Annotated in this window: 16 protein-coding genes; 14 read left to right on the top strand and 2 right to left on the bottom strand. The window is 40.0% G+C overall.

The genetic code is table 11. The features are described 5' to 3' along the window. Window positions 1-151: 151 nt before the first annotated feature. The 6 genes from LC455_RS00415 to LC455_RS00390 all read left to right on the top strand — a co-directional run bounded on the left by LC455_RS00415 (window position 152) and on the right by LC455_RS00390 (window position 7,283). Window positions 152-4,309 carry a S8 family serine peptidase gene (locus LC455_RS00415; RefSeq protein ID WP_223587596.1) on the top strand — a complete coding sequence of 1,386 codons (4,158 nt, stop codon included), beginning with the start codon at window positions 152-154 and terminating at the stop codon, window positions 4,307-4,309. Between the two features lie 450 nt (window positions 4,310-4,759). Further along, window positions 4,760-5,155 (top strand): transcriptional regulator SpxA, encoded by a 396-nt coding sequence (gene spxA, locus LC455_RS00410; RefSeq protein WP_223587595.1) that lies wholly within the window; start codon window positions 4,760-4,762, stop codon window positions 5,153-5,155. A gap of 28 nt (window positions 5,156-5,183) precedes the next feature. Beyond that, window positions 5,184-5,318 carry a BA3454 family stress response protein gene (locus tag LC455_RS00405; RefSeq protein ID WP_223587594.1) on the top strand — a complete coding sequence of 45 codons (135 nt, stop codon included), beginning with the start codon at window positions 5,184-5,186 and terminating at the stop codon, window positions 5,316-5,318. 111 nt (window positions 5,319-5,429) lie between these two features. Further along, on the top strand, window positions 5,430-5,843 hold the full coding sequence (locus LC455_RS00400; RefSeq protein ID WP_223587593.1) for an RrF2 family transcriptional regulator: 414 nt from the start codon (window positions 5,430-5,432) through the stop codon (window positions 5,841-5,843). A 75-nt stretch (window positions 5,844-5,918) separates the two neighbouring features. Further along, window positions 5,919-6,236 (top strand): IDEAL domain-containing protein, encoded by a 318-nt coding sequence (locus LC455_RS00395; RefSeq protein WP_223587592.1) that lies wholly within the window; start codon window positions 5,919-5,921, stop codon window positions 6,234-6,236. Between the two features lie 30 nt (window positions 6,237-6,266). After that, complete coding sequence (locus LC455_RS00390) at window positions 6,267-7,283, top strand: pirin family protein (RefSeq protein WP_223587591.1); 1,017 nt, start codon at window positions 6,267-6,269, stop codon at window positions 7,281-7,283. Between the two features lie 73 nt (window positions 7,284-7,356). On the opposite strand, the gene LC455_RS00385 is transcribed toward LC455_RS00390, so the two are convergent. Next, complete coding sequence (locus LC455_RS00385) at window positions 7,357-7,731, bottom strand: hypothetical protein (RefSeq protein ID WP_223587590.1); 375 nt, start codon at window positions 7,729-7,731, stop codon at window positions 7,357-7,359. A 199-nt stretch (window positions 7,732-7,930) separates the two neighbouring features. Between LC455_RS00385 and LC455_RS00380 the strand changes: the two genes are divergently transcribed. After that, the gene (locus tag LC455_RS00380) at window positions 7,931-9,121 is read left to right on the top strand and encodes an iron-containing alcohol dehydrogenase (RefSeq protein WP_223587589.1); all 1,191 of its coding nucleotides are present in this window, start codon (window positions 7,931-7,933) and stop codon (window positions 9,119-9,121) included. A gap of 73 nt (window positions 9,122-9,194) precedes the next feature. On the opposite strand, the gene LC455_RS00375 is transcribed toward LC455_RS00380, so the two are convergent. After that, window positions 9,195-10,436, bottom strand: coding sequence for an LOG family protein (locus LC455_RS00375; protein WP_223587588.1), 1,242 nt, complete (start codon window positions 10,434-10,436; stop codon window positions 9,195-9,197). A 357-nt stretch (window positions 10,437-10,793) separates the two neighbouring features. On the opposite strand from LC455_RS00375, the gene LC455_RS00370 reads away from it, so the two are divergent. From LC455_RS00370 to LC455_RS00340, 7 genes are all read left to right on the top strand, one after another. Next, entirely contained in the window at window positions 10,794-12,491 is a 1,698-nt protein-coding gene (locus LC455_RS00370) for a sigma-54 interaction domain-containing protein (protein WP_223587587.1), read from the top strand. Between the two features lie 204 nt (window positions 12,492-12,695). Beyond that, on the top strand, window positions 12,696-13,802 hold the full coding sequence (locus LC455_RS00365) for a DUF917 domain-containing protein (protein ID WP_223587586.1): 1,107 nt from the start codon (window positions 12,696-12,698) through the stop codon (window positions 13,800-13,802). Beyond that, on the top strand, window positions 13,783-15,363 hold the full coding sequence (locus LC455_RS00360; protein ID WP_223587585.1) for a hydantoinase/oxoprolinase N-terminal domain-containing protein: 1,581 nt from the start codon (window positions 13,783-13,785) through the stop codon (window positions 15,361-15,363). The genes LC455_RS00365 and LC455_RS00360 overlap by 20 nt, the downstream gene beginning before the upstream one ends. A gap of 15 nt (window positions 15,364-15,378) precedes the next feature. Further along, window positions 15,379-16,695, top strand: a complete 1,317-nt coding sequence (locus tag LC455_RS00355; RefSeq protein WP_223587584.1) for a purine-cytosine permease family protein — start codon at window positions 15,379-15,381, stop codon at window positions 16,693-16,695. 32 nt (window positions 16,696-16,727) lie between these two features. Then, window positions 16,728-17,822 carry a DUF917 domain-containing protein gene (locus LC455_RS00350; protein ID WP_223587583.1) on the top strand — a complete coding sequence of 365 codons (1,095 nt, stop codon included), beginning with the start codon at window positions 16,728-16,730 and terminating at the stop codon, window positions 17,820-17,822. After that, window positions 17,822-19,402 carry an ROK family protein gene (locus LC455_RS00345; RefSeq protein ID WP_223587582.1) on the top strand — a complete coding sequence of 527 codons (1,581 nt, stop codon included), beginning with the start codon at window positions 17,822-17,824 and terminating at the stop codon, window positions 19,400-19,402. The genes LC455_RS00350 and LC455_RS00345 overlap by 1 nt, the downstream gene beginning before the upstream one ends. A gap of 62 nt (window positions 19,403-19,464) precedes the next feature. Continuing rightward, window positions 19,465-20,190 carry an aspartate/glutamate racemase family protein gene (locus tag LC455_RS00340; protein WP_223587581.1) on the top strand — a complete coding sequence of 242 codons (726 nt, stop codon included), beginning with the start codon at window positions 19,465-19,467 and terminating at the stop codon, window positions 20,188-20,190. Window positions 20,191-20,336 lie beyond the last annotated feature (146 nt).

The following is a 20,336-nucleotide window of genomic DNA, read 5'->3' as shown; positions in this document are numbered from 1 at the left end:
CCCCAATTTACAATAGACGGAATATTTTTGATAATTGTAAATGCATATGTAATTTCTTTAAAGAAGAAACCATACTAATTTGTTTTTAGAATTATAGTTTCGTACTTCATCAACACTTACATATGCATTATAGAGATATGGAGGTCTAAACATGGGGAAAAAAGCTAAAAAAGGTAAAATTGCCAAAAGCTTAACGGTGGCTGCTCTATCAACCAGTTTTATTTTAGGTTCTATTGGACAAGTACCTTTTGTTTCCAAAGCGGCGAGTTATTATCCGAAGACGGAGGAAGTGCTTGCCAGCTTAACACCAGAACAAAGAGCAGCACTGCAAATAATTTCAACGAATCAAGAAACGGGGTTACAACTTTCATCGGAGGTTGATTTAACCTCTACAAACGAAACAACTGTTATCGTTGAATTTAAGAATAAGCCTCCTAAGGTTGCTCAAACGATTGCCCGTGCACAAGGTAAACAACTATCTGAGACTGAAGCAGCAAACTTGGTTGACCAAGATCATGAAATGTTTACCCAAGATGTTCAACAATTGACTGATGAAAATAATAAAAAGGTAGATGTTAAAATAAATCACTCATATAAACATGCTTTCAATGGTGTTTCTTTAAGTCTGCCTGCTAACCAAATTAAGAATCTATTAAAATCAAATGCTGTTAAAAGCGTTTGGAGTAATGAAACCTTTACAATTGACCCTGTTCAAGATGTGGTTAACGATCAATCAAAAGAAGAGCAAAGCGGCGTTGCGAATTATACTCCATATGATGGACTAGATCGTTTACATGCTGAAGGTTTCACGGGCAAGGGAATCAAGGTTGGGGTAATTGATACAGGAATCGATTATAACCACCCTGACTTAAAGAATGCATATAAAGGCGGATATGATTTCGTCGACAATGATAGCGACCCGATGGAAACAACATACAGTAATTGGAAAAAATCAGGAAAGCCAGAATTAAATAGCGGCCGTGCTTACTATACAGAACATGGGACGCATGTTTCGGGGATCATTGCGGGCCGTGGCACAGCAAATAGTGAATATAAAATGACAGGAGCTGCACCTGAGGCCGATATTTATGGTTATCGTGTCCTTGGACCATACGGCAGTGGTACAAGTGAAGCAGTAATCGCAGGTATCGATCGTGCTGTAAAAGATGGTATGGATGTCATCAATATGTCATTAGGTGCCTCGATAAATGACCCGAACTATCCAACTTCTATGGCTGTTAATAATGCAGTTTTAAATGGAGTTACCGCTGTCATAGCTGCCGGGAATACCGGTGATAAGATGTATACACTCGGCTCACCGGGAGCTGCATCGTTAGCGCTGACGGTTGGAGCATCATCCATTGCTATTGATATTTATAAATATGCAGGTGTTCAAAATGGAAAGGATTATTCATTAAGACAGCTTGCAAGAAACTATAGTGATGATTTAACACAATTAAAGGGAAAAACTTATAAACTTGTAAATGTTGGTCTAGGAAATCCAAGTGAATTTACTGGGAAAGGCGTTAACGGAAACATTGCGTTTATTAAGCGAGGATCAATCGGTTTATTGGATAAAATCAAGAATGCTAAAGCAAATGGTGCAGCTGCAGTGATTATGTATAATGATGAAGCGAACCAAGCAGAGGGTGCGATTCAATCATTTTTAGGTGAATCGGTAGATGCCATTCCGGCATTTTCAGTTTCCAATGCAGAAGGCAAAGATATTTTAGCAGCCATCCAAGCTGGTAAAACAGATTTCACTTTTGGTGACTATTCAAAAATAAAAACAGCGGAAGATGAACTGGCAGGTTTTAGTTCAAGAGGTCCTTCCCGGGTAAATTATGAAATAAAACCGGAAGTAGCGGCACCAGGCGTTTCCATTCTTTCTACTGTTCCATTTTATATGAATAATAAAACGGCTGATGGATCGGAACCAGAAGATTATAACTATGCATATGAACGCTTATCAGGGACTTCAATGGCAACACCTTATGTTGCAGGTGTATCAGCATTATTACTACAAGCGAATAAGGATCTGCAGCCAGCCGACGTTAAGTCGATTCTAATGAATACGGCTGACCCATTATCAAAAGACTATAGTGTCTTTGAAACAGGAAGCGGCCGAGTCGATGCGTATGAAGCGATACACTCGAGTATGGAGTTTGTCGTCAACGATAAAACTCCTATGAACCTAAGTGGAAAAGAGAAATCAATTGAGAATTTAACAGGTGGAATTAGCTTTGGAACATTTGGTTATACCGGTGAAGATATTTCCGATTCCAGACACATTACAGTAAAAAGTCTTACAAAACAAAATAAAACCTTCAGCGTCGATGTAAAATTCCAAACAGGGTTAAGAGGATCAAAGGATGCCGCTCAAAACAATGTGACATTAGAAGGTCCAAACACTGTAAAAGTGGACGGAAATAGTGACAGGGACATCAAATTTGATTTAAACATACCTAAAACCGCAGAAAGAGGAACATACGAAGGATATATATTATTTACAAACAATGATGATCCATCTGAGCAATACCAAATTCCTTTCGGCGGCCGTGTAGTGAATGAAGGAATCGATACATTTAAAATAGTTAATCCAATATACTCCACGAACAAAACAGTTTCCTTGGCTTATTATCCGTTTATGGATGCTGAAATCGCAATCAAATCACATATGAAAACGTTGGATGTTGTCATTGCTGATCCAAAGACAGGTGAAGATTTAGGGGTTGTTGGATCCTTTAATACCATTACAATGGATGAAAATTTCCTTTATAAGATTCCGAGATTAATTAGTAATTATTACTATCCATTTACCGGCGATAAGAAAAATCCAATCAGCAAGGACTGGAAAATTTTAAAACCCGGCCATTATATCGCAAAACTTATAGGAAAAAATGAGAAGGGAGATACCTTCACAGCATCACAAGATTTTATGCATGAGTTTGGAATTCCAAATGTAACGACAAGCTTTGATTCATTGGAGCAAAAGGTCATTGAATATAGTGATAGTGATCTAAATTCTAAAGGCGAATTTTTGTATGACTTTAAAGTACATGTAGAAGATCCTGAAATGGAAGAAACGAAAAGTTACGGTATCCCTGTAAACCCATCGAATTATTCTGTCATACCTTTTTACAATGGTTACCCTAGCAGAGCGATTAAAACTGATAAGAATGGAGACTATAATGATAAAATTTTAGTTTCTAGTCAATTCGATGTATTGCCAGTCAGTTTTATAGGATTGGATGCTGCTTACAATGGCACTTCTGAAAAAAGGATCGCATTTACGAAAAATACAACTCCATATTTTTATTTGAAGGCCAATAAAGATTCTATTCAAACGGGAGAAACTATTAACTATTCCGTTCGTTCCAACAATATGAAGAATTTGAAAACAGCGAAAATGACGCTGCAAATTATTAATACACAGGCTGCGATCGAAAATGTAAAGGTGAATGATGCCGTAAAACAATACGGTGATGCACAAGTGACGGTTACGGCTTCACCAACACCCTATAGTTACGGGACTGCATATACCTTTACGTTTACTTATTTAGGCAATCAACCATTGCCAGAGGATTTAAAGCTATTTAATTTCGATATGAAATCGTTGGATAAAGATTATACTGCTATGTCACAATACTATGCTGAAAATGCGTCCTTTACTGACCAATCGAATGTAGAAACGGAAAATATTTATACTTTTAACGAACTTTTTGATGTAAAGGCAAAAATATCTAAATTAGTTGGTGCAGTAAACGTAGAAGGAGCAAAAAATCCAGCTTCAGGTCAAGCCATTTCATCGATTGACCACAGGACACTTGGTACGAAAATCACTTTAACTTCAAATGATGGAACTACTGTAATCGAACCGTCAGATTTCACAAAAGCAGGAGAATATACGTTTGGCGGCATTAAAGTGGATCAAGACCCATACACGATTAAGGTTGATGTTCCTGGACATTTTACGATGTATAAATCGCTCGATTATTTATCTAACAACATTCGTGGTGAATTAATTGGAAAATACGTTCGCGATAGCTTGGACCTTGCACTGGCTGGGGATGTGAATAAAGATGACGTTATTGATGTTCTCGATGCCATCGAGATGCAAAAAAATTGGGGTACAAATAATGCAGCTTCTGATTTAAACTTCGATAAGATTGTTGATAGTAAGGATATGTATTATATTATGAAAAACTATGGTTTATCCAATCCAACTGTAGCAAATTCACCACAAGCCAGAACCTTCTATAAGGGAGCTACATTGGACAGTATTTTAAGTGAACTAGGTATAAAGTAAAAAAGGAAATGACGATTTTAAGTTGATGAGAAAACCTCCTATTTGTGAGGTTTTCTTTTTCTTATATAAAAGATGGTGCATGTTAAGCTTTACTTAATCTCTTATTCAGTTTTCTGAAGTTCATTAAACAAACGGGCCAGTTAATAAGTAATCAGTTAGGAATATATTTCATTCCTATCGTGGCCTGAATAGAAGAGCTTTGGCAAATTTTTTAAGCTGGAGTAAAAGTGATTAATACATAAAACAAATTCAAACCAAAACTTTACAGTTGACAATATTAACTGTAACGATTAAATTTACAGTATAGAAACTGTAAGGTTTTTTATTACAATTAATAAAATATGGCATTGAGCATCAGGTTTTATCACTAAATTTTCGGGTATATACTCTATATGAAAATAGAGTTTGTCTCGCGTGCTTACCAAATTATATATTAGGAGTGATTAAAATATGGTAACTCTGTATACGACACCAAGCTGTGGATCCTGCCGAAAAGCAAAAGCTTGGCTTGAAGAGCATCAAATTGAATATATTGAACGAAACATTTTATCTAATTCGCTTACTGTCGATGAGATTAAATCGATTCTCCGTTTAACTGAAGAGGGGACGAGCGAAATTGTTTCGACTAACTCAAAGGCTTTCCAGGAATTAAATGTAAATCTTGAATCTATGCCGCTTAATGAATTTTATCAATTAATCATTGAGAACCCAAAAATGTTGCGCAGGCCTATTATCCTAGATGAAAAACGATTACAAGTAGGGTATAACGAGGACGAAATCCGCAGCTTTCTGCCCCGTAAGCTTCGCACATTTTTGAATACGGAATTACAAAGACTCGCTAATTAATATGTTTTTTAAAAGGAGGAAGTAAGAAATGATTGAAGTATTCGTAACAGTTCATTATAAAGATCGTAATTATCAAACCAATGTTATTGTGGAAAAAGATACAACTTGGAAAAAAATTAAACGCTTAGCAGAAGAACAAGTCAAAAAACAATGGAATGTATAACCTAGCTAAAATGCTTGACTAGTTAATCTGTAATGTTTAGTATTACAGTGCATTGATTAATATTTCATAAAGATGCAGACAATACATTTAAGTGTTTTTAAGGAGGAAGCCATGAATAGTGATTATACCCTTGCCATTCACAGTTTAACTTATCTTGCGCTTCAGCCGGACCGAATGTCAACAAGTGATGCTATTTCCGAAAGTGCCGGAGTGCATCCGGTGCGTATTCGAAAAGTGTTAAGTTTGTTAAAAAAACATGGATTCATTAAATCGAAAGAGGGAACTGGCGGCGGATTTTTGTTTGCGCTAGATCTAAGTGAAGTGAATCTTTGGGATATATATAAAATTACCTCAGAAGGAGCTTTGCAGCCTAAATGTCCTGAATCAAATGAAAGATGCATTGTAGGTGCGAACATGCAAAGAGTGCTCTGCAGCATTTTCTTAGGAGCCGAAGAACATATGGGTGAATATTTAAGGGATTATACCATTAAAGAGGTCGTTGAACTTGTTAGAAAGCGGCTATGACCGAATATTATGGCTGCAAACTTTTTTATTAGAAATGTAATAAAAAAAATTACAGATAGGTGAAGGTGATAAGGTATGTTTTTAAAACCGGGTGACTGGATCAAGGGAGAATCACTGGATGGTGAATTAATCATTGGGTACGTTGATTCACTGTTACCAGATATTCCGGACGGGGCAGTAAAGGTGACTGTCGTAACAAGTGACAATGATAAAAAGATAGGCAAAACAATTCCTTTTTTAAGTAAACAGGTTAAAGCACTACCTGTTTCTAATGTTAGTAATAAGACGCAAATTCAATTCTTAATTGACCTGGCATTAGCAACAGGGGATAAGGAATGGTTTATGAAGCTTTCTTCTGAATTAAAGTCAATGATGCAGCATGTTATGGAGTAATACTCTTACGAAATAAAATGGAGGAAAATTATGTCAGACAAAAAAGTTTTAACAGTACAAAGGCTGGGCTTTCCCTGGCAAACAGAGGATCCGTTCCTCGCAACGATGTATCATAAAGATGCTTATCCACCAGGAAATGAAAAGCAGGGGCCAAGTACCTCTTTAGAAGGCAGGAACCTAGGTGAAGATTTTACGTTACGTGACGGCTTTCGGATGTATCATGGAAAAACGGTACCAGGATTCCCTGCGCATCCACATTGTGGGTTTGAAACGGTAACAGTGGTTTTAGAAGGGTTTGTTGATCATTTTGATTCCATGGGAGCATCGGGGCGCTATGGGAATGGCGATGTGCAATGGCTGACAACCGGAAAGGGCTGTCAGCATACGGAAATGTTCCCGCTAGTTCACCAAGATAAAGGGAACCATCTTGAGCTCTTTCAAATTTGGCTGAACCTCCCAGCAAAAAATAAATCAGCAGATCCAGAGTATAAGATGCTGTGGGATGAAGATATACCTGAAATTCAGTCAGTTAGTTCAAATGGGAAGAAAACAACGGTGAAACTGATTGCAGGAAGATTGCAGGAGAAAACTAGTTTAGAGCCAACCAATGCCTCATGGGCCAAGGACTCAAACCACCATGTTGGTATTTATCTTATTCATATGGAACCAAACGCTTCCTTCTCTCTGCCATCTGTTTCAGATACATTAAATAGAAATTTGTATTTTTATCAAGGTGATGAAATTAAAATAGATGGAAATGTTATTCCAGTTTCTCACCGTGTTAAACTGGCAGGTGACCAAGAAACCGAGATTATCAATGGGGCCGAAGAAGGGTATGTGCTGGTTCTTGAAGGTGAGCCAATAAAAGAACCCGTTGTGCAATATGGACCCTTTGTCATGACAACCGAACAGGAGATTCGGAATGCATTTAGTGAGTTTCGCAGAACAGAGTTCGGGGGCTGGCCATGGGGCCGTCTTGATCCTGTCAATGAGCTTGACTCTGGAAGATTTTCACGGAATAAAGATGGGAAAATTGAAAAGAGATAACTCCATAAGAATATGTAATAAGCAAAATTAAACCTCGTTGGAAAAAGTGTAACTTTTTTCAACGAGGTTTAATTTATATCTCCCCCTTAACCACGAGCCAAGGGAAAATTGCTGATTCGGTATTTGAGGCATTGTGGAGGACTAAAACCATGACATTCGGTTGGATAGGGCCATTTTGTAAAGAATAGATATTTTCCATTGGATCAGATAAGTACCCCGCGCTGATAACGCCTTCATTTTCTTGTGCTTCTAATCGAAATTCTAAATAATCACGACTATTTATCAGAACTCCAGATCTCCATGTATAACGTTTGAAACCTTGACCAAGATCCTCTGCAGAAGCATTTTGATAACTCAAATCGACACGTCTTTTTGACATAATTTCTGGAGATTGTTTCGCACGATTCGTATAATGCAGCCATCCGTTAACGGGTGAAAAGTGACTCATATGGATCATCTCCAAGTCTTATAAAATATAAAGCTAGTCAATCAAGAATATTAATATCATATTACTGATAATCCTTTCATAGCACATTCTATATCGGTAAATATTGGTCAATATTCAAACTTCTTTTTCTATGTTCTCCTATGTAGCATACATAAACCCGGCCTACATAGAATAGGCTGACTTTGGGAGGTGACTTTGATTGGAAACGTTTAAATTCTTTAGAGCGCCACAAGCGATTATTTATGGTAGAAACGCGTTTGAAGAGATTGGTAAACAGGCATCACAATTTGGAAAAAAGGCTCTGATTGTCAGCGATGAGATTATCGATCAGCTTGGATTTGTGCGTACTTGCCAGGAAATGCTTTCGGAGAACGAAGTTGAGAGTGTAGTTTATCTCGGTGTGAAGTCGGAACCGACGGACAAATTTGTAGAAGAATCATTGGAGCTTTTTCGAGTGGAAAATTGTGATTTGGTGATTTCCCTTGGTGGGGGAAGCTGCATTGACACAGCAAAAGCCGTTGCGGTCTTGGCCACTAATTATGGTTACATTGGTGACTATATGAACGGTGGAAAGGCAGCGGACGTTACTCCAGTTCCCCATATTGCCATTCCCACGACAGCAGGGACGGGTTCGGAGGCGACAGATGTAACTGTTATCACAAATACTTCAAATAATGTCAAAATGATGATAAAACAGCCAGCCTTTATGCCGTCAGTTGCCATTGTAGATCCCATTCTAACTGTACCGTCGCCGCAGCATGTAACGGCTGCAACGGGTGTAGATTCTCTTAGTCATGCCATTGAGGCATATATTTCAAGGAAGTCCCATCCAATGACGGATGAAATGGCTTTATCCGCAATGAAATTAATCGTCAATAATCTCGTAGCTGCCTATGAGAATGGAGAAAATATTGATGCAAGGGAAGCCTTGTCATTAGGGGCGCTTCAAGCAGGTATAGCTTTTTCCAATGCTTCGGTATGTTTGGTCCATGGTATGTCCAGGCCGATTGGTGCACTATTTCATGTTCCTCATGGCTTTTCAAATGCCATGCTCCTGCCTGCTGTATTAGAATTTTCCAAGGACACATGTATTGAAAGATTAGCAGATTTAGGCAGGATTTTTGAACCTGATAAGAGCCTGACGGATGAAGCTGCTGCTGAGGTGGCCGTCGCCGCTGTTAAGCACCTTTGCAAGGTATTGAACATTCCTAACCTGAAAGAATGGGGAATCGATAAACAGAAATTTGATAGCTTCATTAGTAAAATGGCTACTGATGCTATTGCCAGCGGCAGCCCTGGGAACAATCCTAAAGTCCCTAGCAGGGAAGAAATAGAGGAGCTTTATCAGGTTTGTTTTGATTATGATTTTGGATATGTGTCTGCCAAATGAGCAATATCAGAAGGTCCCCCAAAGGGAATCAGAATAGAAGCCGTGTCTGATTCCCTCGAGAAATTTTCGATATTCAGGCTTTTAATGTTAATTGATTTTTCCGGTATAGTTGCTCGACATAAGCTCTTGTTTTTTCAAATGCTTCCTCCGGGCCGGATGCCACTTCGGCCAAATAGGCTTCATCGGGCAGCTGGTCATCTACACCAAGGATCTTTATCCTATCCCCATAGCTATTAATGGCACCATACTCACGCATATGGTCGATACATTTAAAGAAAGGCTCCCAATACTCGGGATGGACAAAAATAGCCTTGGTTCGGTGTCTTCTAAGGTGATTGGTTTGTATTTTTGATAGTGTTTCATATACTTCCCAGGCAGTCCCAAAACCTCCAGGCCAAAACAGAATGACATGAGAGTAATTGATCAGAACTCCTTCTCTAATCGAAAAATTATTCATCCTTAGACGTTGATTGGAATGGACAGAATAGGTATCCTTTAAATTGAAAAAATTGTCGACACCAAACTGACAGTCAATCCCGATCACATGGGCATGCTGGCTTCGTGCCCCTTGTGCGCCTGCCCGCATGATACCTGGACCTCCCCCAGTACAAAGAGGAACATAACAGCCTCCAAGTGCTTTTTCTTGTTCATTAGCAGAATAATGTCCCCACAATTCTCCGAATTTTAGTGCTGAATCCCAATATTTTGCACTTTTCTCAACGATTCGATGTTGCCGTTCCATTTTAATCTTTGTTCTTTCCAATTTACCCTGAAGCAGAATCATATTGAAGGGGTCTTGGTCCTTTTCAATGGCGGTCTGCAATTTTCCTGCATGGCTGTTCAAGACATTTAACTTCTTCTCTGCAATTTCCTTTGAGGAGATGGACCCTGAACCCATCAGTGAAATGACACCATATTTTGCTTCATAACTAAAAAGGAGCTCAGCAGCGTAGATATCCGCAACGCTTTCGTCCGTTCCAAGAGCTCTGTCATTAGGGACGAAACTGACTTTTGTTCCTATGACTTGAAAAGAAGCGATGCATGTGTCGTTGGAGTAATCCTCCCAGCATAGAATAAACCCATCCTCATCGACGTTATAGGAATCTACATTTCCATTATCATTGATATTACTTATGGACAAACTGTAATTATTCGTTTTTGACGGTTTTCTAGGATCAAACGTAATCGCTTCCTCAAACGTGATCTTCGCAATATTTTTTTCCGTTTTTTCAATCCACCAACCCGTTCCTGATCCCGTCCATTCATTTGTAGCAGGATCATAAAAGACCGTACCATGCAATTCAATTTGCATCATCAAGCATAACCTACCTTTCGATTCATGGGTCCAGAGAACCGTCCCCATGGACTTCTGACCTTATTTTTTACAAAAAGTCATTGATTCAACCAATCATACTCGAGGATTTCGCCATTAAAAGTTAAACGAAGATCATTTTTAGTTTTTAAAAGATTAATAGTTTCTTTAGTAATTCGAATGGTAAAAAATCATTTTTAAGGCCGTTTTTTGCAATTATTGTCTCTTTTTTATATCAAATTTTGTTTTTGTGCAAACTCAATTAGTGATTTCCATTATTGTTTTTGCTTCAGTTTTGATAAAATTTTCTTAATGATTTTATATATAGAAAGAATTGCTTTAATGGCATAGGTGATACATATGGATACAGAACTTGATTATAAAAAAATATTTGACGCTTATCCTGTAAAAGTTGAACTTCTTCCTGATGACATAAAACAGAGATATTGTCCCATTCTCAATAAAGTGATTCAAACAGGTATGGATATCTTCGTGAAAAACAAATTGGAGCATACATGCGAGAGTTGTTCCATTATAGAATGTTTCCAAACCAATACCTTTATAATAAAGGCAATTTTTCAGGAGAGAAAGGTAGTAGGGGTTCTGGTGGCTGCACCTTTAGAGGGGTATGAATCTTGGCTGATTGAGAACGAAAACAAACTAGACGTCCGGCTGGATTTTTGCAGGGAATGGATCTGTAAAACGTTAGAGAATAACCAATTGCGGCATACGAACCACTCTATATTGGAAGAAGTAAATGGGATTTTTTCGTTTATCGAAGAACCAGTGTTAATCGTTGGCCCTGATGGGACGATACATAATGTAAGTAATCGTGTCTGTTTAGAATTTAATAAAGTGAGAACGGTCTTAATCGGTGAGAATATTTCAGATATCCTCTCACAAGACGATTGGCAAAAAATGAAAACAAGTAAGAAGCAGCAGGAATGGAAAGTTTCGTGCTTGCTGCCAAGCGGTAAGTTAAAAGCATTTACAGCAATGGTGAAACCTTTGCTTGCTGATGGAATCTTTATTTCTTACCTTATCCGTTTAACTCCGATAAAAGATTTGAAAAAGAAGATTGCAGAACAACGCGTCCTTTATAGCTTTCATGATATCAAAGGTACCAGTGACCCTATTCAAACTGTCGTCGACATGGCCAAAAGGATTGCTCCAAGTGATACAACTGTTATCGTAAGGGGAGAAAGCGGGACAGGAAAAGAAGTGTTTGCCCAGGCTATACACCAGGCAAGCTATAGAAAGGATGGTCCGTTTATCCCTTTAAATTGTGCAGCTATTCCTGAATCCTTACTAGAAAGTGAACTATTTGGTCATGTCAAAGGAGCTTTTACCGGGGCAACCGCCGATAAAGCGGGGAGATTTGAACTAGCAGATGGTGGAACGATTTTCTTGGACGAAATTGGCGATCTTCCGTTTCCTTTGCAGGCAAAATTACTCCGTGTGGTTCAAGAACGAAAAATCGAAAGAGTGGGGGATACAAAGAGTACACCTGTGAATGTCCGCATCATTACAGCCACACATCGAAATCTGGAGGATCTTGTGGCAAGGGGGGATTTCCGCGAGGATTTGTATTACCGGTTAAATGTTATTCCCATCCTGATTCCGCCTATTAGGGAACGGAAAGAAGATATTCCCATCCTTATCGATTTTTATTTGAATAAATTTTCTAAAGAGCAATTCCGATCGCCAAAAAGAATATCTGCCGAAGTGTTCGAACGACTGCTTGCCTACTCGTGGCCAGGCAATGTTCGAGAATTGCAAAACGTGGTTTATCATTTCGTTCAATTGGAAATAGGCGACTTGGTAACAGTTGAAAGCCTGCCGGGTTATTTGCGGACGACGGCTAAAATTGGGACGGTTAAAGAAGATGAAAATCCTCAGCCTCGCAGAACGGATAGGGAATCGGACGAGAAAGAAAGAATTATCGAATTATTAGATCAGTTTGGCCGGGACACTTCCGCTAAAAAGAAGGTGGCAAACCATTTGAACATAAGTTTGCCTACGTTATATAGAAAGATTAATAAATACAAAATCAAATAAATCTGTTAAAAAGTGAGAAAAAATGAGAAAATGTGAAAAAATATGAGAAAAAGGGCTTTTATTAGGTAAAATTAAAATTATCATTATCAAATTTTTCTCATAATTCTCAAATTTAAATTCGTAACATCCTTTTATCCTCTGGCTTCAGAGGTTTTATTATTTTGGCACGATACTTGCGTTAGTAATAGGAAAGGGGAGCATTCTATGGCATGGCAAATTAAAAAGCAGGATATTCCATTATTAGCAATAGGTGCAAAGTTAATTGGCTGTGGAGGTGGTGGTAATCTCCTTACCATTCAGAACTTACTTTTATCGATGATGAAAGAGGAAGACACGATAACAGTAAAGACCCTAGTAGATCTCGAAGATGAATGGGTGGTAGGAACGGGTATGATGGGATCAACGGTTTTTTACAATGAACGCATCCCTTCCGGCGAAGAGGAGAGTCAGGCTTTACAGCTGTATGAGAATAATGCCCAGCAAAAGGCGGAAGCCGTCATTTCCGTCGAAATAGGTGGAGTGAATGGATTAGCCCCCATCCTGACAGCCTTTCTAAACAATTTGCCGGTAGTCGATGGGGATTACATGGGCAGGGCCTTTCCTGAAATATCGATGACAACCTTTCATCTCAATCAAAATTCTATTTCACCACTTGTCCTTCTAGCCGAAGAGACAAGATCAATCATTCAAAGGGTTGAAGATATTCAACTCGTTTCAGAAATAGCAAAGGATTTTATGATGAAAAACGGGGGAAATGTTCATTTTGCAGGTTTTGGGGCAAAAGCGAGTAAAGTAAAAGCTTCCATGATTCCTGGTTCCCTTCATTTGATTTTTCGCTTAGGAAAAGCTTTAACAAAAGAAACAAGGGGAAGTGAAAAAATGGAAGAAATGATGGCTGTTTTCGAAAACTCCCTTTATGGAAAACCCATTCCTATTATCTCAGGTGTTGTATCGGAAGTGAGCAGGTGGTTCGAATCTGAGAGCTTAATTGGGAAATTCGCCGTGGATGGCCAATCTTCTTTTTCCAATAAAAGAGTGGAGATCGAATTTAGAAATGAATTCATTTCCATTAAGGAAAAAAATTATATCTGCACCACGCCTGATTTAATTCTTGTCTTAGATGCTGAAAAACTAAGTCCCTATAATGTTTCCGAAATCCAACGTGGTCTGTCCGTCTTCATACTAGCTGTTCCTGCTCCCAACATCCTTCGGACTAAGGAAATGCTTGAATATGTAGGGCCCCAAAATTTTAATTTAGCTGTTTCTTATCAACCATTGCAAGGAGAACACCATGATGAAGCTTGGAATTGACGTAGGTGGAACGAATACAGATGTCGTCATCGTCGGGAACGAAGGGAAGATGCTTTCCTGGAAAAAGCAACTTACCTCAAAAAATATTATTTCAGGAATAGAAACAGCAACGAGAGCTGTCATCCAGGAAGCACGGATAGTTCCAGAACAAATCGAAGGCATCTTTATCGGGACCACCCACGTACAAAATGCCCTTTATCATCCTGTACAACTATCGAAAACCGCGGTAATTCGTATCATGAAAAGTCCGTCACACGTGAAACCAGCTTTATTTTGGCCCGAACATCTGAAGCGTTATATTGGCAAGGTTTATCATCTTCAGCATTTTTATGACGATTCAAAACAAACTCTTGTGCCTCAGGAATTGGATAACCTTTATCAGAATTTAATAGAGGAAAACATTGAAGCGATTTGTATTGCAGCAGTAAATTCGCCATTAAATCCGCAAGAAGAGTTTTACTTAAGAGATCAACTAAAGAATGTTTTCCCAGAGATGCCAATTACGATGTCCCACGAATTAGGAAGCTTTGGCTTCATTGAAAGAGAAAATGCTGCCCTTTTAAATGCCATATTATCAAAGGTTATTCGTCAAGCCATGATGGAATTAACCGATTTATTTCGAAAGCTGAAACTTAACTGCCCATGCTGGCTTACACAAAATGATGGTTCATTAATCGAGCTGCATGAATCAATAGATTACCCAATTTTCACGATTGGTTCAGGAGCTACGAATAGTTTCAGAGGGGCAAGCATTTTAAGTGGTTTACGAGAATGTATTGTCGTAGATTTCGGCGGGAGTACCATTGAAATCGGGAAAATTCGCAATGGCCAGCCGGAATCAGCTGAGAGCTCAACCTCTTTTTTAAACATTGATGTCAATTTGCGCGTACCCAAAATGTATTCATTGCCTATTGGAGGCGGAAGCCTGATTTCGATGGACAACGGAGTTGTTCAAATAAAAGAAACAATTGCCAATGACCTCGAGCATCAAGGTATTTCTTGGGGAGGAGATTCGTGGACTATAACGGACTCATTCTTAAAAGTGAATCCAGAAATGTTTGCAGACGAAAAGATGACACTAAATGGTTTGGGAAAGTTATCCTATGAGGATTGTCAATTGGTCATTAAAAAAGTAACGCAGGAAATTAAGGAAAAGGTTGCTCGTCTAGAGGTGAACAGCGATGGACTACCCGTTGTTCTAGTTGGCGGAGGCAGCAAATTACTTGTTAACCGTTTATTCGGTAAATACAAAAGGGTTTACCATCCTCTTTACCACCATATTAGTAATGCCATCGGTGCCTGTTATGCACCACTGAGCGCTCAGACCGATAAGGTGTTTTGGTTAATGAATCAGACGAAAGAAGAGATTCTTGAACAAGAAAAAGGCAAGCTTTTTCAACAGCTTCGACGTAAAGGAGCAAAAGAAGATAGCATAAAGGTGGATTTGATTGAAGAATTTCCTTTTGATTATTTTAAGGGGGAAGTATTGAGAATTCGTATGAAGGCGATTGGAGATTTGCAGATTACACCTGCAGGCGATGGATCGTATTTAAAAATTTAATAGGGGTTGATCCAAATGGAAAAGAAAATTAGCTTAGGTGATGACTACTCGTTATCAAGGGTACCACAAACAGCACGTCATTCGTTGTGGAGCATTACGATTGTAAGGGTCGGGGCTCTCGCGACCATTTCCCAGTTTATTTTGGGTGCGGCATTAGGCTATGGAATGACTTTTTGGCAGGCGTTTTGGGCTACGATTTTCGGCAGCGTAATACTACAGGTCATTAGTTTTCTATTAGGGTATGCAGGTGCACGAGAAGGTCTTTCAACGAGTCTATTGTCACGATGGACCGGATTTGGCCGCTATGGATCAAGTATAATTGGGGCGATTATTGCGATTGCCTGTATCGGCTGGTTTGGTGTTCAAAACTCCGTGTTTGCCAATGGATTGGTTCAATCTTCAAATGGTAAATTAACTCTTCCTGTTGCCGCAACACTTACCGGTTTAGGTGTTACAATTCTTGTTATTTTTGGTTTTAAATTGTTGAGTGCAACAGCATCCATTGCCGTACCTGCCTTTTTATTAGCAGTCGGAGTTGGAATCTATGAAGTTCTTAGCAAACATTCGATTTTCGATTTAACACAAAGCCAGCCTGCAGGGGAGCCTTTATCACTAGGTATGGCAGCGACAATGGTAGCTGGAGGCTTTATCATCGGGGCAGTCATTACGCCTGACTTTAGCCGTTTTGCGAAAAATGGTAAGGATGTATTTTGGATGACGATGATTGGAACCTTTGTCGGTGAACTTGGGATTAACATGATTGCGGTGCTAATGGCACTTGCAGCAAAGACAAATGACGTTGTCAGCATTATGATGCAAACATCCGGCTGGCTTGGGGCGATCGTAGTTGTATTTTCTACCATTAAAATTAATAATTTGAACTTATATTCATCATCATTAGGTTTTACGAACATCTTTGATTCCGTCTTTAATCTGAAATTAAATCGCGGGATGGTCACCCTTGTCATTGGTGTAATTGGAACCATTCTTTCAGTCATGGGGATCCTCGATAAATTCGTTGACTTCTTGATTCTTTTAGGGGTTTTTATTCCGCCAGTTGCCGGAATAATGGTCATTGATTATTTTGTTTTAAAAACGCACCGCAAAGAATTAGACGAAAGCAGACTTTCTGGAACATTGCCAGAAAAGGCGGAAAAAATGAGTCCAATAACGTTGATTGCCTGGGGTTCAGGTTTTGCCGCCGGTTATTTTGTCAAAGCAGGTATTCCATCGATCAATTCTCTTGTAGTAAGTGCAGTCGTTTATTACCTTGGTATGCTAATCGTGAAGTCAGTTTTTAACAAAAATGCTTCAAAAGGGCAAGCTGCATAATAAATTATCTGAATATTGGAGGTTTTTAGAATATGAGAAAAATCGGAAAACAACAAATCGAAGATATAGCGGTGGGAGCTGCACTGCTTGGAACTGGCGGCGGTGGTGACCCGTACATTGGCAAACTGATGGCCCTGCAGGCGATAGAAGAATATGGCGAAGTCACTCTTTTGGATCCAGATGAAGTCCCTGAGGACGCATTAGTAGTTCCATCCTCAATGATGGGTGCACCAACCGTTATGCTCGAAAAAGCACCTAGCGGAGAGGAAGCCATCGAGGCCTTTAAAAATCTTGAAGAATATTTAGGGAAAAAGATTTATGCAACCTTCCCGATCGAAGCGGGCGGTGTGAACTCCATGCTACCTTTTGCCACTGCGGCAAGATTAGGTCTTCCTGTCATTGATGCGGATGGAATGGGCCGTGCCTTTCCAGAATTGCAAATGGTGACCTTTTATTTAGATGGTATATCTGCCACTCCTGGTGTTTTGGCCGATGAAAAAGGAAACACCTTGCTTCTTTCAACGATTAATAATGTTTGGACAGAGCGGATTGCCCGTGCCGCAACCATTCAAATGGGCGGTTCTGTCATGTGTGCGATTTATCCGATGGCAGCAAAGGAATTGAAGCAGAGCGGGATTCATGGAATCCTAAAGCTCGAGGAGGAGATTGGAAAATCAATCCGTCTCGCTAAAGTAAACAATGTCAATCCAATTGAACAAGTCTTGATAACAGTCGGAGGCTTTGAACTCTTCAGTGGAAAAGTTAGTGATATAAACCGGAAAACAGAGACAGGTTTTGCCAGAGGCGAGGCGAAAATTGAGGGGTTAAATGAGTATAAAGGTGAAACATGCACCTTAAGCTTCCAAAATGAACATTTAATCGCACAGACCGAACAGCGTTTACTTTGCGTCACACCTGACCTTATTGCTGTTCTCGACGCAGAAACCGGACTTCCGATTACAACAGAAGGAATTCGTTACGGAGCCAGATGCGTTGTCATTGGTATTCCATGTCACCCGAAATGGAGAACGGCGAAAGGGATTGACACGGTAGGTCCAAAATACTTTGGCTACAATGTAGATTATGTGCCTGTAGAAGAGCTTGTGAAAAAAGGAGTGGCTTTATAATGAGTATCTATCGAATTGGAATCGATGTAGGCGGAACCCATACGGACGCCGTACTTTTAGATCAAAATAATCAGGTAGTTTCTGAAACGAAAGCGGCAACGACAGAAGATGTCGCGACTGGTATTTACAATGCCATGAAAAAAATCATTGACGATGCCAATGTACCTCGTGAACAGATCAAATATGCCATGCTTGGAACGACACATTGTACCAATGCTATCGTGGAACGGAAACGCTTGAATAGCATTGCTGCAATCCGGATTGGCGCACCGGCCACATTAGCCGTAAAGCCGCTGATTGGCGTGCCGGACGATCTCCGTGCGGCACTTGGGCAGCATGTTTATCTGATCCGCGGCGGACATGAATTTGACGGCCGAGAGATTGTTGACTTAGATGAAGAGCGTTTATATGAAATTGCTTATGAAATCAAAGGGAAAGTCGATTCTGTTGCGATTACATCTGTGTTTTCTCCGGTGACTCAATCCCATGAACAGCGGGCAAGTGAAATTTTACGTGAGGTTCTTGGCGAAGATGTAGCGATTTCTTTATCATCCGAAATTGGTTCAGTTGGATTGTTGGAAAGAGAAAATGCGACGATTTTGAATGCGGCGGTTGTCAATGTGGCGAAAACCGCAGCAGATGGCTTCATCAATGCGTTAAAAGCGGAAGGTATTGAAGCGAGAGTATTCTTTGGACAAAATGACGGTACATTGATGTCAGTCGAGTACGCGGTAAAATATCCGATTTTCACCGTAGCCTGCGGTCCGACAAACTCCTTGCGCGGTGCTTCCTATTTAAGCGATCTTAGTGACGCGATTGTGGTGGACGTAGGCGGAACGACATCTGATGTTGGAGTGTTAGTCCAATCGTTCCCAAGGGAATCGTCATTAGCAGTTGAAATCGGCGGAGCCCGGACCAATTTCAGGATGCCGGACCTTGTTTCCATCGGCCTTGGCGGCGGTACCATTGTCCGCATCCAAGAAAACGGTGAATTCACGGTTGGACCAGATAGTGTTGGCTACCGTCTGCCAGAGAAGGGGTTAATTTTTGGCGGAGATACGTTAACCACAACGGACGTGGCGGTCGCACTCAGCAAGGTAGAATTGGGAGATCCATCAAAGGTTGATCATTTGGATAAAACACTATTAGAAAAAGTCTATCAAAAAATGGTAGAGTTGGTCGAGGAAGCGATAGATAAGATGAAAACAAGTGCGGCGCCAGTACCGGTGATTCTCGTTGGCGGAGGCAGCATATTACTTCCGGAAACGTTAAACGGAGCATCTGAGGTAATCAGGCCGGAGCATTCCGGCGTTGCGAATGCCATTGGGTCCGCGATTTCCCAAGTAAGCGGGCAAGTCGAAAAGGTCTACACCCTCGAGACCATTGGCAGGGAAAAAGCGCTGGAGGATGCCAAGTCTATCGCAAGAAGCGAGGCCATCAATGCGGGAGCCGATCCTGAATCGCTAGTTATCGTTGATGTTGAAGATGTTCCGCTTGCCTACATGCCAGGAAATGCCACACGCATTCGTGTGAAAGCAGCTGGTGATTTAGCGCAATTTCAATCACAACAATTAGTGTAGCCCTGATAAATGAAAGCGGCCAGTGGGTAAATTCCTGCTGGCCGAAAAAGGAGTGTAGATAGATGAAAATCAAGGTAATTATGCCAGTAACATCGGATATTTTCAATGTGGAAGTTAATAAAGAATTTACCTATTATGCTTCTGAATCCACTGAAGTCGGCGTTGTCAACCTAGAATATGGGCCTGAATCTATAGAAAGTGAATATGATGAAGCGCTTTGTGTTCCCAATTTTTTAGAAAAAGCAATCGAGGCAGAAAAAGAGGGTTACGACGGGGTCATTAGTAATTGTTTTGGAGACCCCGGAGTAAAGCCTGCAAGAGAAGTTTTGAGTATTCCAGTCGTTGGTCCATGTGAATCCTCCATGTTATTTGCAAGTGCTTTGGGTAAATCTTTTTCGGTCGTAACTGTATTACCAAACGTTGTCCCAATGATTGAAAACATTAGTAAAACAGTAGGGGTAAATGGAAATCTTGCTTCTGTGCGATACGTTAACATCCCCGTATTAGAAGTTCACGAAAAGGATAAGTTGAAAAAAGCATTGTATGAAGAAATGATTAAGGCCATCGAACTGGATAACGCCCATGTGCTTGTCTTAGGCTGCACTGGATTTATGGGGGTAGCTGAGGAGCTTCAGCAGCGCTTAAAGGAAAACGGCTATGATGTTCCCGTGATCGATCCTGCATTTGCAGCAACAAGAATGATAGAAAGCTTAATTACGATGGGGGTAAAACAAAGTCGTTTGACCTATATGACTCCACCATCAAAAAAGAGAGTAAAAAGTGTTTAATAACATCATGTTTCACGGGCAGTGTGCTAGGTTCACAGCGCCTGTGATGGTTTCAATAAGAGGGTGACGGGCATTGTGGTTTGTTGAGAGAACTATCATCTTTAGAAATATTAGAATACTAAATTCTGAAGAACGATTAAATGGCA

It is taken from the genome of Neobacillus bataviensis, assembly GCF_019969725.1.
This window is presented reverse-complemented; position numbering and strand designations above follow the sequence as displayed.